Origin of the sequence: uncultured Neptuniibacter sp. (assembly GCF_947498015.1) — a bacterium.
Taxonomy (GTDB): domain Bacteria; phylum Pseudomonadota; class Gammaproteobacteria; order Pseudomonadales; family Balneatricaceae; genus Neptuniibacter.
On record NZ_CANMIR010000001.1, the window covers coordinates 151,921 to 175,743 of the forward strand.

Annotated in this window: 32 protein-coding genes; 8 read left to right on the plus strand and 24 right to left on the minus strand. The window is 47.7% G+C overall.

Annotated features, from left to right (window positions below):
- Window positions 1-5: 5 nt before the first annotated feature.
- The 5 genes from ruvC to Q0882_RS00810 form a co-directional block, all read right to left on the minus strand.
- Window positions 6-524: a crossover junction endodeoxyribonuclease RuvC gene (ruvC, locus tag Q0882_RS00790; RefSeq protein WP_299176676.1), complete on the minus strand. Its 519-nt coding sequence runs from the start codon at window positions 522-524 to the stop codon at window positions 6-8.
- A gap of 192 nt (window positions 525-716) precedes the next feature.
- Complete coding sequence (locus tag Q0882_RS00795) at window positions 717-1,457, minus strand: YebC/PmpR family DNA-binding transcriptional regulator (protein ID WP_299176679.1); 741 nt, start codon at window positions 1,455-1,457, stop codon at window positions 717-719.
- 93 nt (window positions 1,458-1,550) lie between these two features.
- Window positions 1,551-3,314, minus strand: a complete 1,764-nt coding sequence (gene aspS, locus Q0882_RS00800) for an aspartate--tRNA ligase (RefSeq protein ID WP_299176683.1) — start codon at window positions 3,312-3,314, stop codon at window positions 1,551-1,553.
- 82 nt (window positions 3,315-3,396) lie between these two features.
- Window positions 3,397-3,630: a zinc ribbon domain-containing protein gene (locus tag Q0882_RS00805; RefSeq protein WP_299176686.1), complete on the minus strand. Its 234-nt coding sequence runs from the start codon at window positions 3,628-3,630 to the stop codon at window positions 3,397-3,399.
- A 157-nt stretch (window positions 3,631-3,787) separates the two neighbouring features.
- Complete coding sequence (locus Q0882_RS00810; RefSeq protein ID WP_299176689.1) at window positions 3,788-4,249, minus strand: HIT domain-containing protein; 462 nt, start codon at window positions 4,247-4,249, stop codon at window positions 3,788-3,790.
- A gap of 98 nt (window positions 4,250-4,347) precedes the next feature.
- Between Q0882_RS00810 and Q0882_RS00815 the strand changes: the two genes are divergently transcribed.
- From Q0882_RS00815 to Q0882_RS00830, 4 genes are all read left to right on the plus strand, one after another.
- A complete protein-coding gene (locus Q0882_RS00815) occupies window positions 4,348-5,481 on the plus strand; it encodes a GNAT family N-acetyltransferase (RefSeq protein WP_299176691.1) in 1,134 nt (377 codons plus the stop codon).
- Window positions 5,482-5,607: 126 nt separating this feature from the next.
- Entirely contained in the window at window positions 5,608-5,937 is a 330-nt protein-coding gene (locus Q0882_RS00820) for a DUF2956 domain-containing protein (protein ID WP_299176694.1), read from the plus strand.
- Window positions 5,938-6,082: 145 nt separating this feature from the next.
- Window positions 6,083-6,388 carry a hypothetical protein gene (locus Q0882_RS00825; RefSeq protein ID WP_299176696.1) on the plus strand — a complete coding sequence of 102 codons (306 nt, stop codon included), beginning with the start codon at window positions 6,083-6,085 and terminating at the stop codon, window positions 6,386-6,388.
- Window positions 6,389-6,530: 142 nt separating this feature from the next.
- Entirely contained in the window at window positions 6,531-6,881 is a 351-nt protein-coding gene (locus Q0882_RS00830; RefSeq protein ID WP_299176697.1) for a hypothetical protein, read from the plus strand.
- 109 nt (window positions 6,882-6,990) lie between these two features.
- Here the strand turns inward: Q0882_RS00830 and Q0882_RS00835 are convergent, their stop codons facing one another.
- On the minus strand, window positions 6,991-7,533 hold the full coding sequence (locus Q0882_RS00835) for a hypothetical protein (RefSeq protein ID WP_299176699.1): 543 nt from the start codon (window positions 7,531-7,533) through the stop codon (window positions 6,991-6,993).
- A gap of 25 nt (window positions 7,534-7,558) precedes the next feature.
- Between Q0882_RS00835 and Q0882_RS00840 the strand changes: the two genes are divergently transcribed.
- Window positions 7,559-8,173 (plus strand): YceI family protein, encoded by a 615-nt coding sequence (locus Q0882_RS00840; protein ID WP_299176701.1) that lies wholly within the window; start codon window positions 7,559-7,561, stop codon window positions 8,171-8,173.
- A 12-nt stretch (window positions 8,174-8,185) separates the two neighbouring features.
- The gene (locus tag Q0882_RS00845) at window positions 8,186-8,434 is read left to right on the plus strand and encodes a DUF2164 domain-containing protein (RefSeq protein WP_299176702.1); all 249 of its coding nucleotides are present in this window, start codon (window positions 8,186-8,188) and stop codon (window positions 8,432-8,434) included.
- Window position 8,435: 1 nt separating this feature from the next.
- Here the strand turns inward: Q0882_RS00845 and Q0882_RS00850 are convergent, their stop codons facing one another.
- From Q0882_RS00850 to Q0882_RS00885, 8 genes are all read right to left on the minus strand, one after another.
- Entirely contained in the window at window positions 8,436-9,086 is a 651-nt protein-coding gene (locus Q0882_RS00850; RefSeq protein ID WP_299176704.1) for a Yip1 family protein, read from the minus strand.
- Between the two features lie 139 nt (window positions 9,087-9,225).
- Window positions 9,226-9,573: a RidA family protein gene (locus Q0882_RS00855; protein ID WP_299176706.1), complete on the minus strand. Its 348-nt coding sequence runs from the start codon at window positions 9,571-9,573 to the stop codon at window positions 9,226-9,228.
- A gap of 29 nt (window positions 9,574-9,602) precedes the next feature.
- A complete protein-coding gene (locus tag Q0882_RS00860) occupies window positions 9,603-10,718 on the minus strand; it encodes an FAD-binding oxidoreductase (RefSeq protein ID WP_299176708.1) in 1,116 nt (371 codons plus the stop codon).
- Complete coding sequence (locus Q0882_RS00865; RefSeq protein WP_299176712.1) at window positions 10,715-12,124, minus strand: FAD/NAD(P)-binding oxidoreductase; 1,410 nt, start codon at window positions 12,122-12,124, stop codon at window positions 10,715-10,717. The genes Q0882_RS00860 and Q0882_RS00865 overlap by 4 nt, the downstream gene beginning before the upstream one ends.
- A complete protein-coding gene (locus Q0882_RS00870) occupies window positions 12,114-12,509 on the minus strand; it encodes a (2Fe-2S)-binding protein (protein ID WP_299176715.1) in 396 nt (131 codons plus the stop codon). The genes Q0882_RS00865 and Q0882_RS00870 overlap by 11 nt, the downstream gene beginning before the upstream one ends.
- Window positions 12,510-12,667: 158 nt before the next feature.
- Window positions 12,668-13,672, minus strand: a complete 1,005-nt coding sequence (gene dctP / locus Q0882_RS00875; protein ID WP_299176717.1) for a TRAP transporter substrate-binding protein DctP — start codon at window positions 13,670-13,672, stop codon at window positions 12,668-12,670.
- A 74-nt stretch (window positions 13,673-13,746) separates the two neighbouring features.
- Window positions 13,747-15,045: a TRAP transporter large permease gene (locus Q0882_RS00880; protein ID WP_299176720.1), complete on the minus strand. Its 1,299-nt coding sequence runs from the start codon at window positions 15,043-15,045 to the stop codon at window positions 13,747-13,749.
- Window positions 15,042-15,515, minus strand: coding sequence for a TRAP transporter small permease (locus Q0882_RS00885; RefSeq protein ID WP_299176723.1), 474 nt, complete (start codon window positions 15,513-15,515; stop codon window positions 15,042-15,044). The genes Q0882_RS00880 and Q0882_RS00885 overlap by 4 nt, the downstream gene beginning before the upstream one ends.
- A 217-nt stretch (window positions 15,516-15,732) precedes the next feature.
- On the opposite strand from Q0882_RS00885, the gene Q0882_RS00890 reads away from it, so the two are divergent.
- Window positions 15,733-16,653: a LysR substrate-binding domain-containing protein gene (locus Q0882_RS00890; protein ID WP_299176725.1), complete on the plus strand. Its 921-nt coding sequence runs from the start codon at window positions 15,733-15,735 to the stop codon at window positions 16,651-16,653.
- 10 nt (window positions 16,654-16,663) lie between these two features.
- Here the strand turns inward: Q0882_RS00890 and Q0882_RS00895 are convergent, their stop codons facing one another.
- From Q0882_RS00895 to Q0882_RS00905, 3 genes are all read right to left on the minus strand, one after another.
- Complete coding sequence (locus Q0882_RS00895; RefSeq protein WP_299176727.1) at window positions 16,664-17,296, minus strand: MOSC domain-containing protein; 633 nt, start codon at window positions 17,294-17,296, stop codon at window positions 16,664-16,666.
- 105 nt (window positions 17,297-17,401) lie between these two features.
- A complete protein-coding gene (locus Q0882_RS00900; protein ID WP_299176731.1) occupies window positions 17,402-17,740 on the minus strand; it encodes a hypothetical protein in 339 nt (112 codons plus the stop codon).
- 121 nt (window positions 17,741-17,861) lie between these two features.
- A complete protein-coding gene (locus Q0882_RS00905; protein WP_299176734.1) occupies window positions 17,862-19,010 on the minus strand; it encodes an aromatic ring-hydroxylating dioxygenase subunit alpha in 1,149 nt (382 codons plus the stop codon).
- Window positions 19,011-19,094: 84 nt separating this feature from the next.
- On the opposite strand from Q0882_RS00905, the gene Q0882_RS00910 reads away from it, so the two are divergent.
- A complete protein-coding gene (locus tag Q0882_RS00910; protein ID WP_299176737.1) occupies window positions 19,095-19,667 on the plus strand; it encodes a TetR/AcrR family transcriptional regulator in 573 nt (190 codons plus the stop codon).
- A 107-nt stretch (window positions 19,668-19,774) separates the two neighbouring features.
- Here Q0882_RS00910 and Q0882_RS00915 read toward each other — a convergent pair whose 3' ends face one another.
- The 7 genes from Q0882_RS00915 to Q0882_RS00945 all read right to left on the minus strand — a co-directional run bounded on the left by Q0882_RS00915 (window position 19,775) and on the right by Q0882_RS00945 (window position 23,530).
- Window positions 19,775-20,143, minus strand: coding sequence for a DUF4870 domain-containing protein (locus tag Q0882_RS00915; protein WP_299176740.1), 369 nt, complete (start codon window positions 20,141-20,143; stop codon window positions 19,775-19,777).
- A gap of 14 nt (window positions 20,144-20,157) precedes the next feature.
- Window positions 20,158-20,286: a hypothetical protein gene (locus tag Q0882_RS00920; protein ID WP_299176743.1), complete on the minus strand. Its 129-nt coding sequence runs from the start codon at window positions 20,284-20,286 to the stop codon at window positions 20,158-20,160.
- Window positions 20,287-20,318: 32 nt separating this feature from the next.
- Window positions 20,319-20,732: a hypothetical protein gene (locus tag Q0882_RS00925; RefSeq protein WP_299176746.1), complete on the minus strand. Its 414-nt coding sequence runs from the start codon at window positions 20,730-20,732 to the stop codon at window positions 20,319-20,321.
- Window positions 20,733-21,067: 335 nt separating this feature from the next.
- Window positions 21,068-21,385 (minus strand): antibiotic biosynthesis monooxygenase, encoded by a 318-nt coding sequence (locus Q0882_RS00930; protein ID WP_299176747.1) that lies wholly within the window; start codon window positions 21,383-21,385, stop codon window positions 21,068-21,070.
- An 81-nt stretch (window positions 21,386-21,466) separates the two neighbouring features.
- Window positions 21,467-22,165 (minus strand): alpha/beta hydrolase, encoded by a 699-nt coding sequence (locus Q0882_RS00935; RefSeq protein ID WP_299176749.1) that lies wholly within the window; start codon window positions 22,163-22,165, stop codon window positions 21,467-21,469.
- A 319-nt stretch (window positions 22,166-22,484) separates the two neighbouring features.
- Window positions 22,485-22,865: a GFA family protein gene (locus tag Q0882_RS00940; RefSeq protein WP_366915905.1), complete on the minus strand. Its 381-nt coding sequence runs from the start codon at window positions 22,863-22,865 to the stop codon at window positions 22,485-22,487.
- 101 nt (window positions 22,866-22,966) lie between these two features.
- A complete protein-coding gene (locus Q0882_RS00945; RefSeq protein ID WP_299176751.1) occupies window positions 22,967-23,530 on the minus strand; it encodes a hypothetical protein in 564 nt (187 codons plus the stop codon).
- Between the last annotated feature and the right edge of the window lie 293 nt (window positions 23,531-23,823).

Sequence of the window (23,823 nt, forward strand, 5' to 3'; positions counted from 1 at the left end):
CATTCTCAACTACGCCAGCTCGCATTTCGAGCTGAGACACTACCGGCGGTTTTAATCAAACTTGTACGCGTGTGGGCATGACACAATGCAATCGCCAGCGCATCTGCAGCATCTGATTGAGGCAGACCGGGTAGTTTTAATATATGGGCGACCATATGCTGCACCTGACTCTTATCTGCGGAGCCTTTACCCACGACCGATTGTTTCACTTTACGTGCAGCATATTCATAAACTGGCAGTTCCGCATTTGTGCCTGCGACAATTGCAACGCCACGTGCCTGCCCTAACTTTAAAGCGGAATCCGCATTACGTGCCATAAAGACCTGCTCAATCGCCATCTCCTGAGGACAGTAGTGCTCAATCACCTCACAGACCCCTGAATACACCTGCTGCAGTCGCCCTGGTAACTCATCACCTTTGATCCGAATACAACCGCTGGCAACATACTCATTTTTATTACCTACGCAGTTGATCACGCCATAGCCAGTTACTCTGGAACCCGGATCAATTCCCAATATCAGCATAGATGTGTAATACCCTTAACCACCAACGGAGACAAAAACTGAAACGACCGCTGAAATGAAATCTAACAAAACAGCATACTGTTTATTTATACAGGCAAGCATACAACAGCGCTGTAGTTAACAAAAGCAGATCTTTCGTCAGCAACAAAAAAGCCGAGGATAAAACCCCGGCTTCCGCTTTAGAAAAACCGATTACTCTTCCATCGCGTCTGCTGGAATAATGGCGTTATGATAAACCTCTTGAGAATCATCCAGATCATCCAAGGCGTCAATCAGCTTCAATACCTTACGCGCCGTATCAACATCCAGCTCGACTGTTGTTGACGGAATCATCGCCACCTCTGCATGCACCGGCTCATGACCCGACTCGACCAACGCCTGCTTTACATCGATAAAATCATGCCAGTCGGTGAAGACATCGATCGACCCATCCTCATTGGCAACCACATCATCAGCCCCAGCCTCAAGCGCATCATCCATAAGCTGCTCTTCATCAGCATCTTCACCGTAAGTGATCTGCCCTTTTTTCTCGAACAGATAGGCAACTGATCCGCTGGTTCCAAGATTGCCATTGTATTTATTAAAAGCCGCTCTCACAGCTGCAACAGTCCGGTTCACATTATCGGTCATGCATTCAACCATGATCGCCACACCATTCGAGCCATAGCCCTCATAGGTCAGCTCATCGTAGTGCTCTCCTTCAGCTCCACCTGAGCCACGAAGAATCGCCTTATCTATGGTATCGCGCTTCATATTAGCGCCAAGGCTTTTATCCACGGCCGCTCGCAAACGAGGGTTATCATCAGGGTTGCCCCCTCCCTCTTTCGCTGCCACTACCAATTCGCGTATAAGTTTGGTAAATATTTTGCCCCGTTTAGCATCCTGCGCTGCCTTACGATGTTTAATATTCGCGAATTTTGAATGACCTGCCATGTTAACTCTCCTTATAGATTGCAGCAGCCAGAAACAGATAAGCTGCCCGTAGGCAGCTTATCTTCAAACTTACTTGCGCGTAAACCTTTTAGGTTAAGGCGTCTTACGAAGCTTGATATTCAGTTCACGCAGCTGAGCAGCGCTCACTTCACCCGGAGCCTCAGTCATCATACAAGATGCACTCTGAGTTTTCGGGAAAGCGATCACTTCGCGAATCGAATCTGTACCCGTCATCAGCATGATCAGACGATCCAGACCAAACGCCAGACCACCGTGTGGTGGCGCACCGTATTTAAGCGCATTAAGCAGGAAGCCAAATTTATCATCCGCTTCCTCATCAGAGATACCCAGGATCTCAAGAACCGTAGACTGCATCTCCTGATCGTGAATACGGATAGAACCACCACCCAACTCACAACCGTTCAGTACCATATCGTAAGCACGTGAAAGCGCAGTCAACGGATTAGCCTTGAGCTCTTCCGGTGAACAGCTCGGTGCTGTAAACGGATGATGCAGAGCAGTCAGGCCACCATTATCGGTTTCCTCAAACATTGGGAAATCAACAACCCACAGAGGCGCCCATTCAGACTGAGCCATCTCCAGATCTTCGCCCACTTTGATGCGCAGAGCACCCAGTGCTTCAGATACGACCTTCTCCTTATCCGCACCGAAGAAGACGATATCACCGTTCTCAGCACCCAGACGCTCCATGATAGCCATGGTTACATCATCACCCAGGAACTTAATGATCGGAGATTGCAGGCCATTTACACCGTTTTCGATCTCATTAACCTTGATCCACGCAAGACCTTTAGCACCATAGATGCTGACATACTTCGTGTAATCATCAATATTCTTACGTGTCAGCTTAGCACCACCCGGTACTTTCAACGCAGCAACACGACCTTTCGGATCTTTTGCAGGGCCTGCGAATACTTTGAACTCGATCTCAGCCATCAGATCAGCAACATCCACCAGCTCCATTGGGAAACGCAGATCAGGCTTATCGGAACCGTAACGCTGCATCGCTTCAGAGTAAGGCATGCGTGGGAAATCACCCAGGTCGATACCTTTAAGCTCAAGGAAAAGCTTACGGATCATGTTCTCTGTCATACCCATGATACCTTCTTCATCCATAAAGGAAGTTTCGATATCGATCTGAGTAAATTCAGGCTGACGATCTGCGCGTAGATCTTCATCACGGAAGCACTTAGCAACCTGATAGTAGCGGTCAAAACCGGATACCATCAGCAGCTGTTTGAACAGCTGAGGTGACTGCGGCAGCGCGAAGAAATGACCATCATGTACACGGCTTGGAACCAGGTAATCACGCGCACCTTCAGGCGTTGCACGGTTCAGAATCGGGGTTTCAATATCCAGGAAACCGTTGTCATCCAGGTAGTTACGAATAGCATTCGTCACTTTTGAACGGAAACGCAGTTTATCTTGCATCTCAGGACGACGCAGGTCGATATAACGGTGACGTAAACGAACATCTTCACCAACATTCTGGTGCTCATCCAACTGGAACGGAGGCGTTTCAGCTTTATTAAGGATGATCAGCTCTTTGCCCAGCACTTCGATCTCACCCGTTGGCATATCCGGATTCACAGTACCTTCCGGACGGCTACGCACAGTACCTTTGATCTCAACAACAAATTCATTACGGCAGCTATCTGCCAACGCGAAGCTCTCTTCACGATCCGGATCAAATACAACCTGAGCCAGACCCTCACGGTCACGCACATCAAGGAAGATAACACCACCGTGGTCACGGCGACGGTGTACCCAACCTGTCAGAGTAATGTCTTCGCCGATATGCTCTTTTCTGAGATCGCCGCAATAATGACTGCGCATAATTTACTGTTCCTGTTTACTTAAATCAGCCTGGTTCTCACCAAACCATCAAATGAATGAATAACCTTTACACACCGCTGGTCTAGCTGGCACTGCCAGAAGACCCGGAATCACCCGCAAGATTTTTTTTCTTACCGGTTTTAAAATCTGTTTCGTACCAGCCTGAACCCGACAACCGGAATCCCGGAGCTGATACTTGCTTGGCCACTTCCTCGCTTGCACAGGAAACACAGGCAGGTGCCGGTGCATCACTTCTCAGAACAAGCTTCTCAAACTCGTGACCACAGCTATTACACTGAAAATCAAAGATTGGCATCTGAAAACAACCCGTTCTCCACAGGGAGAATTGTCGATAGAAAACGGCGGATTATACCTGAATTATCTGGTGGTGACAGGCCCCCAAAGCGACTGGAGGCCGAAAGAAATGAAATATTTATGCACGCTGTCTGGCAGCGTACAAAATCACTCTGAAACTAGCAGCTGATACCGCTGTTTTCAGGCACAAAATCCACCTCACCCGACATCAGGGCCTCAACCCTGCGACGTATATCGTGGATCTGCTCATCGGTGTAAGGGATAGCGGGGACTTTACCCCAAACCGGGCCCGGCCAGGCTTTATCGGTTTCATAGCGTACAATATGATGCACATGCAGCTGTGGAACCATATTCCCCAAAGAGGCCACATTCATTTTGCGCGCGGCAAAGCTATCAGCCAGATTAGAGGAGAGAAACGAAGATTCCTGAATCAGCGCATACTGCTCCTCATCAGAGAGGTGATAGATCTCAGTCGCACCCGCACGACGTGGAACTAGGATAAACCACGGATAGTTGGCGTCATTTAACAAGAGGAGCCGACTCACCGGAAAATCCCCCAACACGATACAATCAGCCGCTAACTGGGGATGAAGCTCAAATTCAAGTTCCAACTCATCCATTACAATACTCCTGTACGTATGCCTAAACAGGCCTCTACAATAACGAAAATCAGGCCATTTACACTTAAAGCTTAGCAAGACAAAACGGAACCCGCGATATGCTGGAACTTAAATTCAGCCATAAAATCAGTGAAATAGGTGCAAACATATGGAATAGCCTCTGTCAGGAGGATTACCCGTTTTGTCGTTATGAATTCCTTCATGCACTGGAAAGCTCCGGGAGCGTCTGCGCCAAAACCGGATGGCAACCCTTATATATCCAACTTCAGGAAGATGGGACCACCATTGCCGTGATGCCTCTCTACCTTAAAAATCACTCCTACGGTGAGTATGTATTCGATTGGGCGTGGGCTGATGCCTACCATCGATACGGACTGGATTATTATCCGAAGCTGGTGACCGCCATCCCCTACTCCCCCGTTGAAGGTCCAAGGCTACTGACAAAACAAGATCCAGCCCTCCTGCTGGAAGCCTTGCAAAAGCTCGCCCCTCAGCTTTGCCAGCAACTGAAAGCACATTCGTGGCATATACTGTTCCCGACTCAGCATGAGATAAACCAGTTCAACCATCCTCAGTGGCTGATTCGTAAGGGGTGCCAGTACCAGTGGTTTAACCGTGGTTATCAGAATTTTGATGATTTTCTCGCCCACTTCACTTCAAGAAAGCGCAAAAACGTTAAAAAGGAGCGACAGAAGATCGTCGAGCAGGCGATCACTCATATCGCCCTTTCAGGTGAACAGATCACCTCTGATCAGATCGAAACGTTTTATGACTTCTACCGGATGACCTATCTGAAGCGGGGCCGGGAAGCCTACCTCAATATCGATTTTTTCCGACAACTCAGAGAGACCATGCCTGACAACCTGCTTCTGGTACTGGCTTACAGAGATGATCAGCCCGTCGCGGGTGCACTATCGCTCAAAGACAGCAAAACACTCTACGGACGATACTGGGGCTGTATCGACGAGTATGACAGTCTGCACTTTGAGACCTGTTACTATCAGGGGATCGACTACTGCATTCGTCACCAGTTAGACCGATTTGATTCAGGGGCACAGGGGGAACATAAGATTCAACGAGGTTTTGAACCTGTGCCGACTTGGTCTGCTCACTGGATTAAAGAGGCGGGCTTTAACAACGCGATTAAACAGTTTATAGAGGAAGAGCGGAGCGCGATTGATCATCAGATAGAGGAACTTAGCAGCTACCTGCCATTCCGCTCAGATCTCTAACCTCCTCGCGATTATGGCGGTTCTCTCCACTGAAACACCCTGCTAGCGCTCCTGAGTTTACGCAAATTATACTGCCTAAAACCGACCCAATCATGAGACAATAAACCAAATTCCCTGGGGGTCGAGATGGCAAAAAAACATAAAGTATCTGACACAGTCGTCGCTGAAGCGATGCAGGTTGCGAAAGCGACACAACGTCCCGGACAAACCAAAGAGCAAACCAAGCTGATCGCTCAAGGAATCCAAAAAGGGATAGAAGAGTACAAAAAGCGGCATAAAGAAAAGGCGCGCGCACTGGACAAACAGAAGCGCAAATTACAGCAGGGACAATCCGCGTCACCGAGTGAAACCACAACCCCGGAGCCTCAAGTGGTCTATCAACAGAGTCGGCTAGCCTGGGGGCTATTGATTGCTAGCTGGGTCGGTTTCGCTCTGTATCTGCTTCTCCAACCCTGACGCCATAACGATGCCCCAATTAACTACCCACCCGTCTCCAAATTCATACACACGCGGCCCCCTACGACTACACTGAATACGCTGCCGCATAATCCATTGCGGTAGTGTTCCACTTCCAGCAATAACTTAAGAATGGAGAAGAGATATGTCAGCAGCAGACAAGCTAGGTGGCTATGCGAGCGGTTATAGCAGCCTGGATGCAGAAACAATCGCTGCCAATGTCACCTCAGATTATCAACTTCTCGATAAAGAAGGCGCCATCTACGGTCAGAATGATTTGGCCGGATATATTGATGAGCTGAAAAAGATCGCAGATGAGATGGTGATTACACACGTGATGGTCGATGGAAACATGGCATGGTGTCAGTGGCAACTGGGCGATATCATAGGTGCCGGTTTGATCACTTTTGGTGATGAAGGGGTGAAACGCGAGCAGCTGTTCTATCGCTAGCTAGCTAGCTATCGATTTATTGACGACATCCCCCCTGAAGCAAACGACAATTGTAATTCACAAATTAAGATCTTGAAGTGGGGGCCGCAACAGTGCGGCTCCTTCTGTTTAACGCAGCGCAGAGAAAAAGTGATTGCCGTACATGGAAGATAAATACACCACCCGGGAGCATACCGCTTTCGCCCATAAATTTACGCGACACGCGATCGCATCAATTCTTGGGGCGATCTTTTCTATGGGGCTCTGTATTGCAGCGGGTGTAAATGATTTAAATGTTTGGTCGGCCTTTTTCGCTGTGATAATGGTGGGTTGTGCGATCTATGCATTAGGCTACCTACGCTATCGGCTGATGCATGTACACTGCCCCGAATGTAACACCCTTTGCGAAACCTACAATGACAAAACGATCAGACAATGGATAGCAAACTGCCACCGCTGCAACATCCGCTGGAAGCTCGGTGTCGGCAGTAAAAGCACCTCGAATATAAACTAACCATCCTGACCTGTTTCCACTGTCAGCGATACTCACATATGCTTTGCATCACTCAAATTCATGGAGATTCCGATTGAGTACTCCACGCAAGCACTAACGCAGAAAACACCTATTTTTTATAAAGAGACTGAGCAATTGTCAGCAAACGATCAACACTCAATTCACTGCTGGCAAGCAACAGAAAGAGATCGCGGTCGTACCAACTAACAACAGCAGGCGATCTCGGGTCGATGTCATCTTCAGCAGGCTCTGGCCCTAACGGGTAAGCACGGGCCTCATGACCACCGATAATCTTGTTCTGAGGCTCGGCACCATAGGGAACCTCTAATGCCTTACGCCTCGCTTCTCGTTCGCCACAAGCAGACTGGGTAAACACCATCCCCTCATAGTACAGCTCCAGTGTGCGCTCATGTTTGGGCAGCTCCCTCTTTTTATAGTCACGAACATACACTGCAATAGACTTGGGCTCACCAATCACCCCCCGTTTCAGGCTTAAGGGCTTGAACGTCAACAGGGCTTGAGCCTCTTTCAGGTTGGCGGGGTTTTCAAAGTGTACATTTCCACTCATATCAACAAGACTCGCAGGCTCAATAAAAATCGTCACAATCAGGATAAAAAATACGGTAACAGGCTCTAAGCTGTAATACAGCATGTCCGGTCCATTAGCAGGAGTTATTATGGCCTATATCCGAACGCTAAGCCTCTTAATATCCACACTGCTACTTTACAGTTGTAGTGCACTGGTGACGCCAGATAAAACTCAGCAACTAGTGGAGCTTAAACCCGGCCAGTACCGGATCGACCCAGCCCACACCCACCTACTATTCAAGGTGGACCACTTAGGGCTCTCCACCTATGTAGGTCGATTCAACCATCTGGATGCCAGCCTCAACTTTTCACCATCACAGATCTCTGCAACCACGCTGGAGGCTTGGGTGGATACTGCCAGCATTGACACCAACAACAGCAAAATGGAGTCGATGCTGAGGGATGAGGCGTGGCTTAATACCCAACAATATCCTCGCGCCACTTTTAAGACCACACAGGTGATCCCTCAATCTGGCAATCACTTTATTTTCGAAGGTGATCTGACCCTGAAAGGGATCACTCAGCCTATCTCCCTTAATGGACACTTTAATGGAGGAGCAACCAACCTGCTCACTTTTACCTATACGCTTGGATTTACAGCCAGCGGCACGATCAAACGCAGTGACTTTAACCTTGATAAATACAGCGGCCTGGTCGGAGATGAGGTTACACTGGAGATCTATGCAGAGTTTCAGAAACAGTAAAGGAAGCGAGTAATGGCACAGATAGCATTCGAAAAAGACAGGAAAGACCTTATTGTTCAGAAATTAAAGCGCTATCTCGGCGATGAACTGGATTTTGATATCGGCCAGTTTGATTGCGAATTCCTGCTTGATTTTATCTCTAAAGAGATCGGTAGCTTCTACTACAATCAGGGCCTGAACGATGCCCAGACCCTGATCACAAGCAGGTTGGATGATATAGGTGATGCCCTCTACGAGATGGAACAACCCACGGGGCGTTAACCTATCCCGAGATAAACGTTGGAGCGAATCCCATATTCCAGATAATCACAGTGCCTACACGGGTAATCACAAGATAGACCAGCCCTACCGTGAGTATCGCGCCACAGAAAAAGAACGCCCGCTCCTTCTCGATGCCGAGTACATGAGGCAAACCATCGTAGATCAGATAACCTGCGTAGGCGGCCGCCACCATGTAGGCCAGCATATTGACCCATGGCACCGGATAGAGTGAGACAAAGCCAGCCAGAAACAGCGGCGTACAGGAGTAACCCGCCAGCGCGATGCCGTTCGCAGCATACTCATCATGCCCACTGCCGTAGGTTTTGGACATCCAGTCGATCATCCAGCCTAAACCAAAGACCCCAACCAAAATCGCAACATAAGTCAGCAGATTGAGCTGAAACGCACTCATACTGGTTAACTTAATCAGCTCGCCATCCCCCACCCGCCAGCCGAACTGGGTAGTAGAGATATAAGCACACACAGGCCCGATCAGAGCCAAAACGCCGATATAGGCCATATAGATCCGACCTGGGTTAGTGTGCTCCTTTTTAATCAATTCCCACTCTGCATCAGGGTGGGTGAACATTCCCGGTACATGACTCAGCAACATAATCATCACCTCTCTGTTATGTACGTGTTGAGTAAACACTTAAGAATCCATCTTAAGCCGATACGCAATCTGAGAAATTAAGATCACTTTTACAAAAAAGTGTAGTTCAAATAAAAAAGGCCGCTCAGTGAGCGGCCAAGGGATGCTGGTGTACTGGATATAACCAGCAAAAGTGAGATTACTGAGCAGCAACCACACTGAATTCAACCAACAGGTCTGGACGAGCCATGCGAGCCTCAACACAAGCCCGCGCAGGTTTCTCATAATCGGAGATCCAGGCGTCCCAAACCACATTCATCGCGGCAAAATCTTTCATATCCCGCACATAGATCGTCACTGACAGCAACTTATTACGATCACTACCCGCTTCCTTTAGCAGATCATCAACCTTTACCAGGCAACGTTCTGTCTGCTCAGTAATATCCCATTCAGGGTCACTAGCAGTTTGTCCACACAGATAGATCGTACCATTGTGCTTTACTATTTTGCTCATACGATCAGTTGAACCGATACGTTCAATCGACATCAGGTCTTACTCCACTTATTCGAAATAGATTACAAAACTTTGCGCTCAAAACGGTCGACCCTGAACGCATTTAAATCAAATGAACTCACACCCGTGAGTACCAATTCAGCCATAACTTTCCCTATGATCGGTCCCATCTGAAAACCATGCGCCGAAAAACCAAATGCATGGAAAGCATTATCTGCGCTTACACTCTTACCAATAACAGGCAGGTTATCTGGCATATACGCCTCTAGCCCCGACCACATCCTGTTAACCGCAGCGGTTTTCATAATCGGAAAAAACTCGATCGCATTCTTCGCCCCTACTGCCAACTTACTGTAATCAAGTCTAGTTCTATTGTTCTCCCGGTCAGCAAACCCTTTTGCACCACCACCAATTAGTACTGTGCCATTTTCAAACTGTTTGAACGAAAGCGGCCGGCTCACCGCCCCCACAACAGGCGTCGCAAAGTGAGGCATCCTAGTGGTAATCATCAACATCGGCGCACTATGAGTTAAAGGCACATTGTCACCGATCATGACCGAGATCTGATCCGCCCATGCCCCCGAGCAATTCACCAAATACTGTGATTCAAAACGCTGAGAGCCGGCATCAACCAGCCAGTGCGGCCCAATTTTTCTAATCTGTGCAACCTCAACCCCTTCCAGAAAGGTTGCGCCATGGCGCTCGGCAGCATTTCTGAATGCAAATGTAGATTTATAAGGAATCGCATATCCGTCCTCCTCTGAAACCACACCTCCCACACAACTTGGAGATACATAGGGAAGTCGTTCGCGCAACTCTTGCTGATCAAGTCTTTTTTCATGCAGATAACCCAGTGCATGCATCTGCTGCTCACGCTTAGCCAGTATCTCCAGATCACTCTCATCCGCGGCTATATTGATAAGCGAGCGCGCACGGAAACCGGTATCAGCATCCAATTCAACATCCAACTGAGGCCAAAGTTCCATAGAGGCTTTACTGAGTGCTACTTCTGCAACGTGACGCCCAAGCACTCTGACACCACCAGCATTTACACCCGATGCATGGCGAGAGACACGATCTTTCTCCAACACAATGACTGAAGCGCCTGCCTGTGCAAGTTGATAGGCTGTTGCACACCCCTGAATTCCGCCCCCAATGATAATGACATCCGCATTCATGACTTCTCCTCCGTGTATCCAGGAGCTACATGGGTAAATTGACTCAATTCAGACAGGTTGAGTAACCGCATAGGGGAACGAAGTCGGTAATAGCCGATATCAGAAACCGTTACACCACGCCATTGTGCAAGTAGCTCTGAAACCGTATGCCCACACTGCCTCCCCTGACAGGGCCCCATTCCACAACGGGTTAGCCCCTTAAGCTCATCAGGGCCGTTAGCCCCTGCATCAAACCCTGCTTTTAGTTGACCAACAGTTTGCTCTTCACAGCGGCAAACTACAGTATCCTCCTGTTGCGGGATACGATGGAGATCCTGAGGCCGATAGAGACGATCAATAAATTTACGAAACCGGTTCAGTTTTTTTATACGAGCTAGTGCATCTGCAGCGAGTTGATCACGAATTTTTTCAGTAATCAGATCTAAGCGGACTAACCGCTGCAAAGCGACAACACGACCCATATCCACCGCTGCATCGGCACCGACAATGCCACTGCAATCGCCGGCCACCGCGATACTCGCAACCGAGCTTTCCCCCCAGATATCCAGTGTTGGCTTCCAACAGAGTTGCTGTGCACACCAATGATGATCCACCCCTAAAGAACGGGTCATATTCAGGTTCGGAATTACGCCTTGATGCAGGAAGACATGCTCAGCACTGAACTTTATTTGACTGCCGCCGCAGTTGAATTTAATCGACTTCGCTTCAGTATCACCCTCTATCGCAATATTCTCCGCAAACCGATATACAGTAACTCCGGCTTTACGAATCTCATTCAGCAAACCCATTCCCTTCACAAGCATCCGAGCGTGAGCAAGGGCCCCCGGAAAATAGGGTGCTGAACCTGTATATGAGGAGAGCGGTGTAGTATCTACTAACGCTTTTACTTCAACGCCTAAACGGATGTACTGCGCCACAATCAGATAGAGCAACGGGCCAGTACCAACAAAAACAGCATTATCACGCACCATTGCATCATTTTTCAGCATGACCTGAGCACTACCTGCCGACATAACACCTGGCAGATGCCACCCGGGCACAGGAAACGGACGCTCCATCGCACCACAGGAGATAATGATTTCACGAGCGGTCAGGCTCTTGGTTACCCCCTTTTGTGAAAAAAGGATTTCACCTTTATCCCCGACATGCCATACGGTCGATTCCCAGAGCGCTATCACACCCGAGGCTTCAAATTCCGCGACCAGTGAGCGGCCTTTAGTATAATCCGACCCCAAACTTTCAGGGTTTGGCAACGGACTGTGGGACACATTTCGATAGATCTGCCCACCCGCCTGTTTTTTATCATCTAAAACGACAACGGTTGAGCCGGCTTTTACAGCAGTTATTGCGGCAGACATACCGGCAGGTCCGGCTCCAATAATCGCGATATCGTAACTATTTCGCATGGAAACCCTCCGCTTCAGAAACTACGCTGCAATCAAAAATCTGTACCACATCGTCTGAGGTTATCTGCGTAGATCGAGGTGTCAGGTATGGCAGGCTACTCTCCTGAGTGATCTCCTGTCGCTTAACCTGCATACCTGCGCGGACTTCAGTCAGACATGCCTGACGGTTTGGCATACCATCAATTTCAACCAGACATTCAAAACAGACTCCCATCGCACAGTACGCTGACCGTTCCTGCTCAGTGACTGATGCCAGACGTGTAGTTGTTTCACCGGCATAGGCCATTGCTGACCACACTGAACTCCCCTTCGGAACGGTCACTTCGACCTGATTGATCTGCAGAGATACGACGGACGTATCCTGTTGCGATAGATAACGAAACATAATTAACACCTGGTCTTTCTATTTTTTCGGTGCCAAAGACTGTTCACGCAGAAATAAAAATAGCTGCATGAATTAGCTTGAACAAAGATTGGCTACTTAAAGCAGGTAGCTATCCGGTACTGCTGGAGATCACCCGATAGCTACCTGAGAGAGATCGCTTAGTTAGCGATCTGGTTTAAGACACCCTGGCCCCACTCGGCACCGATATCTTCCAGAATTTTTGGCCATACTTCTGCGCGAACTTTCTTCGCCGCTGCGGCAAGTTCTTCATCGGTCAGCGTCACAATCGTTGCACCGTAAGCTGCCAGCTTCTGCTCATAATCCGCCTGATCAGCTTCAGCGCGAGCCCAGCGTTTAGTTTCAAACTCAGAGGCAGCTTTGATCAGTGCATCACGATCATCACTGTCCATATCTGCCAGAGTCTCGGAGTTGATCAGCATGTACCATGCTTCAAAGTGTGTGTTTACTGGGATATAGGTCTTGGTCACATCTCGGAAAGAAGCGTAATAACCCTCTGCTCCAGAGCCGATCACACCATCAACAACCCCTGTCTGCACAGCGGTAAATGCTTCAGAAAATGGAATCGGTGAACTGATATACCCCAATGAATCTGAAGTCAGCTGGAAGCTTTTAATACCAGGAACACGAACTTTGATGCCTTTGTCGACATTAGGGTTACCCGGAGAAACTGCATCGGTATTCAGCGCTACACCCCCAAAATAAACAGGGTAAGCAGCAAGCATGGTGATATCTTGTTTAGCATACAGCTCCTTCATAGCCTCATGGATAGCGCCACCTGGACCATAAGCAATCTTAGCTTCCTTCCAGTTAGCCGCCACGTATGGGAAGTAGGTAATCTGCATCTGACGTGACGCCGCTGTGGCAGCAGGCTGTACCGCCATATCCACGGCACCCACAGAGATTCGCTCCTGCACGGTGGTGTAATCACCTAACGCACTCGCAGCAAAGATTTTCACCTTCACATCACCTTCCGTAGCCTTCTCAACATCGCCCGCAAACGCTTTCAACTCTTGATCAACGATCGCTCCCTGCGGACGGATATGACTAATTTTTAACGTTGCGGCTTCTGCAACGGAGGTCAAACCTAATGCACCAGCAACCAGTGCAGTACTCATCATTTTATTTAAGCGGGAAGGTTTCATCTTCTATCCTCTTTACTTGTTTTTGTTATCCCGGGGTGCTTTCACCCACTGGTACAGGACTTTCAGTTAACTCATCAATATCCGAATACACGTGGCAGGTAGAGCGACAGGTCATCCCAGAATGATGTCAGGAACACAACCGGCAGATAGCCCGTCAGGATCAGAATCATTGCTGGGCGAATCACTTTCGTCACTTTGACTTTGCCAATTCGGGCACCCAGATAAAGAATCGATGCATAAGGTGGCGTCACTCCACCCATTGCGGTATTCACCCCCATGATTGCGGCAAACTGCACCGGGCTAATACCGATCGCTTCCATCAGAGGTAGCAGGAGCGGCGCGATTAAGATGATCGCCGTGACATCGTTAACCACCATGCCAACCAGGAACAGCAGTACATTGATCAAAATAAGCAGCAGTACTTTGTTATCGGTGATGGCAAAGATTGACTCCACAATCGCCTGAGGAATACTTTCAAGCACAAACATCTGAGACAGGATCATGGAGAACAGGATCATCAGCATGATGGCGCCTACCGAGGTTGATGCTTCTTTACCCGCTCCCAGGAACGTTTTCCAATCCAGACCTTTGTAGATCAAAAAGCCAACCGGAATGGCATAGATCACCGCCACCGCAGCCGCTTCAGTCGGCGTCATAATGCCGCCGTAGATTCCCCCAAGAATGATGACCGGCATTAATAGAGCAGGTGTCGCTTTGAAACCACGCTGAGTGACCTCTGCAACAAACTCTTCACCTTTAGGGCGGTCTTCCAAAACGAGTGGGAACTTACGCGCCAACCAGACATTCACGACAGAGAAGTTCGCCATGATCAGAAGGCCCGGGCCTAAGGTAGCCAGGAAGCAGGCCAAGATAGAGGTATCAGTCACCCATCCATAAACAATCATGGTGACACTCGGCGGAATCAACAGCCCCAGAAGAGAGGCATTAGCGATCAGCGCTGTTGCATACTCCCGTGGATATCCCTGCTTTTCCATCTCTGGAATCAAAAGGGGGCCAATGGCAGCAACACCCGTTAAACCTGAACCTGAAATCGCCCCAATCAACGCACAGCTAATCGTTGCAACAACACCCAGCCCGCCGCGTAGATGACCGACAAAAATGTTAACAAAACGAAGTAAACTCGCGGCGATTCCACTGACACTCATGATCGTGCCCGCAAGCACAAATAGCGGAATTGCGAGCAGAACAGGGTTACCGAGTTGCTGGAACCCCCAAAGCATGTTGCCTTTCATCACAACATCACCCATGAAATACATCACCATCAGGCCACCACCAAAACAGTAAGGTAGGGGGACCCCAAGGGTCAGCAGGATAACCAGGACGGCAACGGCTATTAATGCAACTTCAATCATGACTGCTCCTCCTCAACAAACAGCTGACGGACATGTTGAATGAGGTGATAGGCGGTATAGACCATCATCAGGACCAAACCGATGATCAGTGCCACATCGACATAAAAAGTAGGGATATACAGGGTGGGGCTCTCTTTCCAGACTCGCCATGAGTACTTAGTGAATCTCCAGGCCCAGTATGTCAGCCAGCAACCAACGACCAGACTCACTACCTCAGCTATGATCGCCAGTACGCAAAACTGTCGTGGGGTTTTTAGGAAAATCTCCAACACATTTGCGCGGATATGCGTATTCTCACGAGATGCATTAACAGCACCAAGGATGTACAGCCACATGGTTGGATAGAGAAGACTTTCCTCAAGTCCCATAACGGGAATTTCGAGGACATACCGGGTAATAACCTGGACAAACTGCCCAAGTGCTACCAGGCAGATCAGCCCTGTCAGAATAATGCTGACAAATCTGTTCATGAACACTTTCCTTCACTTACACACATATTGTTGTTATTTGCTTACCGCTAATAATGGCCACCAAAACCCATAAACTCAAAACGATTATTTTGATACATCTATAGACTTTCTTTATAGGCTTGAATTATTCTTTAACAATCAATCACCTATAAATATAGCTTTTGATGAGCCAGGCCTATTGTCTGTAACGTCAACGGTAATTAGTTGTGAGATCTCTATGAACCTCAGTTTCAAACAGCTTCAGGCGTTTCGGGAAGTGATGCGTACCGGATCAATCTCAGAGGCAGCCCGCACACTCAATCGAACCCAACCTGCGGTTAGCGCTTTGATTAACACACTAGAGGATGAGCTGGGACTTAAACTGTTTGAGCGTCAGCGAGGGCGGCTTATCAAAAAGCCTGAGGCACAGTATTTCCTGACAGAAGCAGACGCGATTCTTGAGCGCCTGACTCACTGCACAAAAACTATGAAAGAGATTGCTGACCTTCAGGAGGGTCGTTTGCGGATTGCCTGCATGCCAGCCTCTTCACAATTTATGATGCCGCGACTCCTTGCCGATTTTGTGCGAGATAAACCCAAGGTAAAAGTCGCTTTGATGATGCGCGCATCAGCCATTATCGAAGAGTGGATCGCATCGCAACAGTATGATGTAGGATTGGCAGAAACCCCAGCACCGAATGGTGCGATCTCGCTAGAGACCTTTGAACTCTCCTGTGTCTGCGCTCTACGTCACGATGACCCTTTAACAGAGAAAGCGGTCATAACCCCTGAAGACCTATCGGGTCTGCCCCTTGCCACGCTTCAGGAGGATCATCCCAACCTGCTATCTACTCAGGCGGCTTTCGCAAAAGTGGGTGCAGAGCTCAATACCCGGTTTGAACTGCGTAACTTTCAACCAGCACTCAAACTGGTTGAAGAGGGTTTGTGCTACTGCATCTGCGATCCGATTACAGCTAGCAGCTATTACGAATATCAACCGGAATCGCACAAGCTATGCTTCAGGCCGTTCACTCCAGAGGTCCAGCTATCAGTCTCCATTCTGCAACCCGCCCATCGACCAGCCTCGCAATTGACCTCTGCATTTATTGAACTCCTGCGAGAGGATCTGTTAACGATCAATCAGCAGTTTCATATTTAAGGTGACCGATTCACTCAAACGCCCACTCTTCAGATAAACCGGGAATATCCGTATTAAACGCCTCGATCGGTTTTCGTGAACGCAGCTTTTCAAGGAAGATCTGCCAGATTGAAGCAACGCTCGCACTCCCCTCCAATCTGTCGATTAACTCATATCGGTCACCGCTACCGATCATCCCCTCCTCCAGCACGCGGTAGTACCAGCCGGTAATACCCTGAGACATCAGCAGAGGGGCAATATGGCCGTTGCCATAGCGGTGATTCACCTTCCAGCAGGGACGCCGCGGTTGTGAGATCTGTATCAACGCCTCGCCCATGCGGATAATATCGCCAATATGAGCATCCGTATCAGTGATACCGTGTGTACTGATATTCTCTCCGGCACTGCCCGGCACAAAGCCATCCGCAAGGTGCGGCAACGCCTGACTAAGTACGGCATAGTTCTCCGCTGGAAGATGGTGGAGCGCTTTCTCTGGTCCGCCGTGAACCCGTCGGTCCACCTGCAGATCCCCTTTAAGCCCGGTTGAGGTTAATAACACAGGGGAGTCCACCGCATACTTATAGATACCGGTCGGGGTATCATCTGGTCCCACGTGGTTAACTTCACCTAAATAAACACCCTCGATCTCGCCCTGATACCCCATACACACCTCCGCTGAATAGCTAGATAAAGCATAGACGTGAATGGGCGGCGAACCTTAAAATCAGTTGTTAAGTAATACATGGCTAGATCAGGAAATTGCTTTTAATTACAGGTTAGAGATCAAACCCTGAAAGAACCCATATATATGGGCGTTGCTCATAAAGAAGAACCCCGCTATCAATAACCACAAAAATATCGTCACCCAGAACAAGATCGGGTGCTTTTGGCGCTCCAGTATTTCAAGAATATAGGTTTGCCCTGTCTGGATACCCATAATTGCCCATAACAACATAAATACCCCCCAGATGATGCCGGTATTGAGCCACAACTCCAGGAATATCAGCCCCAGCCCCAAAAGGGATCTCCAAGCTATGGGGGAGCGTGTTTTGCTCAATGTTTGGCCACTCTCACTTTTTACTTTGACACTGCTCGGTGTTGTCGTCATAAATCATCCTTAGAGATAAATCATATTAAGCATAAATTTTTTATCTGAGTCGGCTTTAAAGAGCGTCTGATGCACCCAATTGCGTGAAGTATCGGCCGACTCCTCTCTATACCCTGATCATCTATTTAAACATTTCAGCTGCTTCGGTTTCCCTAAAATCGCTCACCGGCGAGTTGAAAAGATGCTTAGCTAAATACTGATGAAAATCCACCACAATACGTTCCACTTCCAGCAGTTTTCCGCCCTGATGATGTCGGGAGCCCATACCACTCTGAACTAACTCACATATATCTTTATCTTCCTGGAGAAAAGCTGCAGTAAAAGCGTCACTGCCCTTACCGTTTTCCCCCGAGGCATGTTCTGACATCCCTCCTCCTTGAACAAAACAGTTTTCCGGCCCGTCAGGTGTCACCGCAATCCAATCAAAAGAGTCGTAACTGAGAATGCCGATAAAGCCTGGAGGCAGATAGATCAGCATATATTGATTGAGCGGTTCAGGGGTATCGCCGGAGAACAGTTTGGATAATACACTACGCTTCTCAACGATCTCTCCACCGGTCAAACTCCAGTTAGCATCACCCGCAATGTAATAGGCTTTCTTGCTTGGCGTGTTCACCTCCAGGGTTTCCCGATGCACCATAAACAGGTGATAGCTTTCAATACCGTTTTCAACTGCCAGCTTCCAGTTGCAGTTCCAGTGCTCAGCTACCCCTTCATAAGCTTGTATAAAGCGATCCATATGGAAGTGCTGTAGATAGGGATTAATCTGATTGAGGCGCTCAAGCAGATCACTGGGTGTATCTGACAGATTAATAAACAGTAATCCCATCCACTCCTGCAGAGCGTATTTGGGTAACTCATGGCGCTGTTTGTCGACGCATTTGTTGGTATCAAATGGCACGCCTTTTAGCTCCCCGTTATCGGAATAAGTCCAGGCATGATAGGGGCATACAATGTTCTTTTCGATCTGACCAAAACCAGACTTCAGCAGTGGTGTTCCTCGATGGCTACAGTTATTAGACATAGCCCGGATATGACCATCTTTACCATGTACGACGGCTATGGATTCACCTGCAAGAGTGAAAGCAAAGTAACGGCCTGCCTCTCCTAACATCCCCGTGGCACATACAAACACCCATTGCCGGTGAAAGATTTTATCCGCTTCCAACTCAGCTACCTGAGCATCTTTATAAACAGCAAACGGCAAACTATTAGCCTGATCCAGGGGCTGCCTGGCTGCGTGCTCATAGCGCTTGATCAGTTCAGACATGTTAAGCCTCTTATAAATTATGAAACATAGATGTATCATAAAGCACAAGAATATATGATACAACACTGTCTCATAGAGTTTGATATGACCGATCTGCGTATACAAAAATCCAATCGCGCACTATTAGATACCAGTTTTCAGGTGTTATTGACTAATCCACATGCTTCACTCAGCGAGGTGGCTAAACAGGCAGGCGTTGGCCGGGCGACTCTGTATAGGCATTTCCCGACACGGGAGCATTTGATCACAGCTATCGCCATTGAATCCCTACAACTAGTCAAAAACTCAATAGACCCTATCGTTGCGAAAGGGTTACAAGAGGAAGCCGCCCTTCATAACATGGTCATGGCGCTATTACCTTTGGCTGACCGGTTTCACTTCCTTCAGATGATCTGGACAGTGGTGGAGTTTGACCAAAAGGTGCTTTCTTTATACGAAAACCAGATGGATGCTATAAAGTGCTGGATTATACAGGGGCAGAAACAGGGGATCATAAACAGCGATTTAGCACCAGACTGGATAGTCTCAGTAATAGATAGCATGCTCTACAGCGCTGCATGGCTACTGGCTAATAAAACGATGGAACCAACTGAGATTGAACAACATCTGGTACAAACATTATCCAAAGGCATTCAATCCAACAAGATTGAATCCTAACCCTATTGCTTGGGTATAGCTGAGTAGATCAGAGATGAGTACAGGATGCTGCCCCATCGAGGGGCGAAGCACCATCAGGAATAGTCGTAACTGATTATGTTTTTTCTTTATTTATATTTGAGAAAAGTGATACTCATGGGATAAACCCACAGCTCACCTTTATTGGCTTTTATCGCAGCCATAATCGCAAAAACAAAGTTCAAAATAGCCAGCACTAAAAATGCCAAAGCGCCAATTAGAAAAATCCACAATATGACACAAATAATAGAGTAGATAGCCAAGCTGATAATCCAGTTGAGTGTCACTTTACCATGCTGATCTATCTCTTTGCTCTTATCCTTATTCATTGCCCACATCACAATTGGGATAACTAAACCAAGCCCGGGTGCCACAACACTGGTCAATTGGCTCAGGTGAATCAGCATGCAGTACGTTTTCTCTGGCATGCCCCAATACTCTTCCTGAATTTCACTCATTTAATGCTCCTTTCTTAACTGAAAATATAATGCAACATGATGGGGTGAGCTGCGAATCGGGTCATCCCCGCCGTAGTCGACAACAATACCGTGTCAGACGTTAACCCCAGCGAAGGGTCCTCTGCTGTGGTCGTGATATTCATTAACACCCCTACCCACTCCATCTTAGCAATGCTTAAAGGTCATATTGTTTCGTCGTGATATGAAGATCTGGCAGACCATACCTGAAGAGCTCGACACTCCACACAACCCTGCCCGCTTTACCGTTCCTTGGTCCCACGTTCTCACCCAGTAAGCATAGATCTTTGGGGTAATACGCCGTTGTTTCTGCAACAAGCTCATTGTCGTCAGTAACCAAACCGACAACATAATCACACTGGGTTATATCATCGTTAACGTTGAATGATGCCACGTATCGAGAGCCCGCAACCGGGGTAAACGCGATCATCTTGCTACACGAACGGTTGAGGGCAAATTTAGCATCAATATAATGAGCTGTAGAGAAGAAGGTTTCACCCGCTGGGATTAAGATCTGCTTCCCTTTCAGAGGACTCTCTACATCTTTTCTCGGGCCAGAAAAAGAAGCCATACGCGTTCCATTGTCGCTAACTTCACACGCTTCATTTTTGAAATTATCAACAAAGAAATTCTCTTTATTTCCTATAATCCGCAAAGAAGCTGAATTTGCACTTGCATCGTATTTGTAAGATGACGCACATCCTGTCACCAGAGAAAAAGTGGCACATGCTAAACAGGTTTTAACGGTTAAAATTTTCCTATAATTGAGCACTTTAAACTCCCTTTAATTATCTCTGTAATATCCGCTGAATTAACGCCTTCAAAGCGCCTAAGTCTCTATCACCCGAGTCTGATGCTTAATCCGTTTTCTGAGCTTCGCCCGCAGAAAGGGTGTTGGACGCTCTTTTAAATACCGTAGTCACGCTCGACCTTCGAGATTCGTGTTTTGAAGGATGAATACCATCTCTCATGACCCAGCCTTTGAGCCTCCTGGTGCTCAACATCTGCCTTCCACTGCTTAATAGACTCAAGATCAGACCAGTAGGAAACCGTAATACCCACCTCCTCTCGTGCTGATTCCAAGCCCAGAAAACCAGGCTGCTTTGATGCCAGCTCAACCATTCGATCTGCCATTTGAGCGTAACCGTTATCCCCCTCTGTACGGAGAGAGGTAAAGATCACTGCGTAGTATGGCGGCTTCGGTGTATCCGCAATAAGAGACATCTTTGCTCCTTTAGTCCTTTAACACCGCCAGCAGCGTTGAGTTCGAGCCCAAAGCTGCTGGGATGACCGTTGACCGCCATGTTATGGCTTGCTGTCATGCTCAAAACTTCCATTTTTTAAGTAGTTAACAACCTGAGCGATGACTCTATCATTCTTCATCATAAATGGGTGCGTGACAGGCATTTCAATATGATCATTCATACCATCCAACTTAGTACTTTCTATCGAGACCTTTCCGTCATCTCTATTTGGTATCAGGGATGACAGTATCCAATTGATGCTCCTTGTCCCAGCAATAATACCCACGTCGAAGTTAGCCTTGCCTAAAGTGTTGGGAATACTTAATTCACCTGTCCCAAGCTGCATTCCTGCATCACCATTGATGAAGTGAAAACCAGGCAGATCTCCTAGTTTATCTACAACCTCGCTGCCCTGATTAGGAGGACCAAGCATCACTACACGGTTTAAGTTAGCTAAATCATGCTTGCTTAGATATTGCCTCACCAAGATGCCGCCAAGGGAATGAGTAACGAAATTGACGCTCTCGTTTTTTGGGCATTTATCAATCGCTGGTTTTATAGCTATTTCCGCAAGCTGCTCAATTGGGTATTCCCTTGATGGATACCCTTCGTTAATAGGTAAAAAGCCCTCTTTTAACAGGGCTCTTTCTAGAGTCTCCATTGAATCAGGTGAGCGTGCCAAGCCGTGAAGAAGAATCACACACGACGCTTGGGTGCTGATTGAGAAGCACAGCAAAAAGACTAGAGAGATAAACTTCATGCTAAATATCCATAACGTTGCGAACACAGGGGGGCAACGGGTTGGCGATACCGTGCCTGGTTATAAGGGGCAGCTAAAACCATAGCCTATATAGTTTCAGGTCTATAATGACGAATGTCCCAACCACTATGACAAGCCCCACCAAAAAGTAGATAGCAAACCACTTCGCCTGCTTTCGTTTCCTTGCAATGGGGGCACTTTCGCAGATTCATCTCCACCCAACAATTACAGTGCGGGCAATGTCCTAACCACCATGGAGGTGATGCAACTGGTGGATACATTAATAACTCACCTTATAACGCCTTAATTAGCTCTTTATTCACCTAGCTGGCTGCCATTCTTTGTGAGCCGGGATACCTTCATGCTCCAACCACTCAACATCGTGACTCGTCCAAATATGAGCCTCAGGGCTTACGCCCGGATCTTCATCTAACGTCGCGACTCGCAGAATTATATGTTTCTGGGTAGGCCTTTCTGCTACGAGATGGGTACCGCACAAAGAACAAAAATGCCTCACTTTTCCGGGACTGGATTCAAAGCTTGAGAGATTTTTAACTCCCTTCAACCAACGGAAATTTTCCCTCATGACGCCTGCTGTAGGAGCGAAAGGTGCGGCGTGTGCTTTTCTACAGGTTTTACAGTGACAAAAGATGATAGGCATATCTAGCGTAGAAACCTCGTATTCGATGGTTCCACACATACAACTTCCTTTCACGAACTACCTCCTTAAGTACAGTTAACGCCCAAGGCAGCGGCTTGCGTTAGCGCGTCCAGCCCGAAGGGAGATGCTGCCTTTGCTTGTTAATTGTTTTTGTGTAGCACATAGCTAATTGAATACGTTTTTACCTGAAGAACTTCAATGGTAATACCCTCAAGTGGCAACATTTTATCACTCGGATCGAAAACGAACTCTATTGTATTAGGCGGTAACTGAGTGATAGTTGCCTCCGGCTTTTCATAGTGAGACACAGTTGTATTGGTATTAGCAGAGCCATAAGCTGTATTGCCATAGACACTAGCATTTGCTGTTGTATTTGAATTTATAGTAGATCGACTTGTGCCATACCTAGTAAATACTGACTCATTTGATTCAATATCTATGTCGGTAAGCCTAAAGATAATTTTGCCGTCATTTGTAAGCCCCATAAAACGAAGCTCAGAGTAGCCTTCATTTACTTTGCCACCCCAAACATCGGCTTTCCCGAAGGCGTTGGGTAGATCTCTAGTTTTATTGACGCGGTATAGCTCGCTACCTATGGCGGCTGTTTGTTGAGTTCCGATAGTCTTAGAGACAGTTTCATAACGCTGAATCTGGGAACAACCCAGCATTAGTAAACATAAAGCTAATATTGATACTAGTTTCATACGCAATCCTTAATACAGTTAACATTTTAATAACGAGCGTGCGCGTTTTTCTGCCAAGAAGAAAAGTTTGGCTGACTATAACAAATTGAATCTAAAGATTTTTTAGACAGCACTGCCATTTTCCTCCGATAAAAACGAGCGCGCGCGTTTTGATGACTAACTGTGCGCATAAGCCTGCACAGCGAATTCCCTATGTCGCTAATATGTAGCGGGTAACCAGAAAAGGCAAGTAAGGAGGTAGAGAGGCAAGGCTCAATCGTAGGAGCGGTGTCCTCACCGCGATAATAGTTTCA

What these genes read in the sequence shown, in the direction of transcription:
- aspS (WP_299176683.1), bottom strand. Translation starts at nt 3,314, where the DNA reads ATGCGCAGTCATTATTGCGGCGATCTCAGAAAAGAGCATATCGGCGAA.
- Q0882_RS00865 (WP_299176712.1), bottom strand. Translation starts at nt 12,124, where the DNA reads ATGCGAAATAGTTACGATATCGCGATTATTGGAGCCGGACCTGCCGGT.
- Q0882_RS00925 (WP_299176746.1), bottom strand. Translation starts at nt 20,732, where the DNA reads ATGGCTTCTTTTTCTGGCCCGAGAAAAGATGTAGAGAGTCCTCTGAAA.
- Q0882_RS00860 (WP_299176708.1), bottom strand. Translation starts at nt 10,718, where the DNA reads ATGAATGCGGATGTCATTATCATTGGGGGCGGAATTCAGGGGTGTGCA.
- Q0882_RS00905 (WP_299176734.1), bottom strand. Translation starts at nt 19,010, where the DNA reads ATGTCTGAACTGATCAAGCGCTATGAGCACGCAGCCAGGCAGCCCCTG.
- Q0882_RS00885 (WP_299176723.1), bottom strand. Translation starts at nt 15,515, where the DNA reads ATGAACAGATTTGTCAGCATTATTCTGACAGGGCTGATCTGCCTGGTA.
- Q0882_RS00835 (WP_299176699.1), bottom strand. Translation starts at nt 7,533, where the DNA reads ATGCTGTATTACAGCTTAGAGCCTGTTACCGTATTTTTTATCCTGATT.
- Q0882_RS00880 (WP_299176720.1), bottom strand. Translation starts at nt 15,045, where the DNA reads ATGATTGAAGTTGCATTAATAGCCGTTGCCGTCCTGGTTATCCTGCTG.
- Q0882_RS00930 (WP_299176747.1), bottom strand. Translation starts at nt 21,385, where the DNA reads ATGTCTCTTATTGCGGATACACCGAAGCCGCCATACTACGCAGTGATC.
- Q0882_RS00910 (WP_299176737.1), top strand. Translation starts at nt 19,095, where the DNA reads ATGACCGATCTGCGTATACAAAAATCCAATCGCGCACTATTAGATACC.
- Q0882_RS00895 (WP_299176727.1), bottom strand. Translation starts at nt 17,296, where the DNA reads ATGGGGTATCAGGGCGAGATCGAGGGTGTTTATTTAGGTGAAGTTAAC.
- Q0882_RS00845 (WP_299176702.1), top strand. Translation starts at nt 8,186, where the DNA reads ATGGCACAGATAGCATTCGAAAAAGACAGGAAAGACCTTATTGTTCAG.
- ruvC (WP_299176676.1), bottom strand. Translation starts at nt 524, where the DNA reads ATGCTGATATTGGGAATTGATCCGGGTTCCAGAGTAACTGGCTATGGC.
- Q0882_RS00815 (WP_299176691.1), top strand. Translation starts at nt 4,348, where the DNA reads ATGCTGGAACTTAAATTCAGCCATAAAATCAGTGAAATAGGTGCAAAC.
- Q0882_RS00940 (WP_366915905.1), bottom strand. Translation starts at nt 22,865, where the DNA reads ATGTGTGGAACCATCGAATACGAGGTTTCTACGCTAGATATGCCTATC.
- Q0882_RS00825 (WP_299176696.1), top strand. Translation starts at nt 6,083, where the DNA reads ATGTCAGCAGCAGACAAGCTAGGTGGCTATGCGAGCGGTTATAGCAGC.
- Q0882_RS00915 (WP_299176740.1), bottom strand. Translation starts at nt 20,143, where the DNA reads ATGAGTGAAATTCAGGAAGAGTATTGGGGCATGCCAGAGAAAACGTAC.
- Q0882_RS00820 (WP_299176694.1), top strand. Translation starts at nt 5,608, where the DNA reads ATGGCAAAAAAACATAAAGTATCTGACACAGTCGTCGCTGAAGCGATG.
- Q0882_RS00840 (WP_299176701.1), top strand. Translation starts at nt 7,559, where the DNA reads ATGGCCTATATCCGAACGCTAAGCCTCTTAATATCCACACTGCTACTT.
- Q0882_RS00935 (WP_299176749.1), bottom strand. Translation starts at nt 22,165, where the DNA reads ATGAAGTTTATCTCTCTAGTCTTTTTGCTGTGCTTCTCAATCAGCACC.
- Q0882_RS00830 (WP_299176697.1), top strand. Translation starts at nt 6,531, where the DNA reads ATGGAAGATAAATACACCACCCGGGAGCATACCGCTTTCGCCCATAAA.
- Q0882_RS00920 (WP_299176743.1), bottom strand. Translation starts at nt 20,286, where the DNA reads ATGAATATCACGACCACAGCAGAGGACCCTTCGCTGGGGTTAACGTCT.
- Q0882_RS00900 (WP_299176731.1), bottom strand. Translation starts at nt 17,740, where the DNA reads ATGACGACAACACCGAGCAGTGTCAAAGTAAAAAGTGAGAGTGGCCAA.
- dctP (WP_299176717.1), bottom strand. Translation starts at nt 13,672, where the DNA reads ATGAAACCTTCCCGCTTAAATAAAATGATGAGTACTGCACTGGTTGCT.
- Q0882_RS00870 (WP_299176715.1), bottom strand. Translation starts at nt 12,509, where the DNA reads ATGTTTCGTTATCTATCGCAACAGGATACGTCCGTCGTATCTCTGCAG.
- Q0882_RS00805 (WP_299176686.1), bottom strand. Translation starts at nt 3,630, where the DNA reads ATGCCAATCTTTGATTTTCAGTGTAATAGCTGTGGTCACGAGTTTGAG.
- Q0882_RS00945 (WP_299176751.1), bottom strand. Translation starts at nt 23,530, where the DNA reads ATGAAACTAGTATCAATATTAGCTTTATGTTTACTAATGCTGGGTTGT.
- Q0882_RS00810 (WP_299176689.1), bottom strand. Translation starts at nt 4,249, where the DNA reads ATGGATGAGTTGGAACTTGAATTTGAGCTTCATCCCCAGTTAGCGGCT.
- Q0882_RS00890 (WP_299176725.1), top strand. Translation starts at nt 15,733, where the DNA reads ATGAACCTCAGTTTCAAACAGCTTCAGGCGTTTCGGGAAGTGATGCGT.
- Q0882_RS00795 (WP_299176679.1), bottom strand. Translation starts at nt 1,457, where the DNA reads ATGGCAGGTCATTCAAAATTCGCGAATATTAAACATCGTAAGGCAGCG.
- Q0882_RS00855 (WP_299176706.1), bottom strand. Translation starts at nt 9,573, where the DNA reads ATGTCGATTGAACGTATCGGTTCAACTGATCGTATGAGCAAAATAGTA.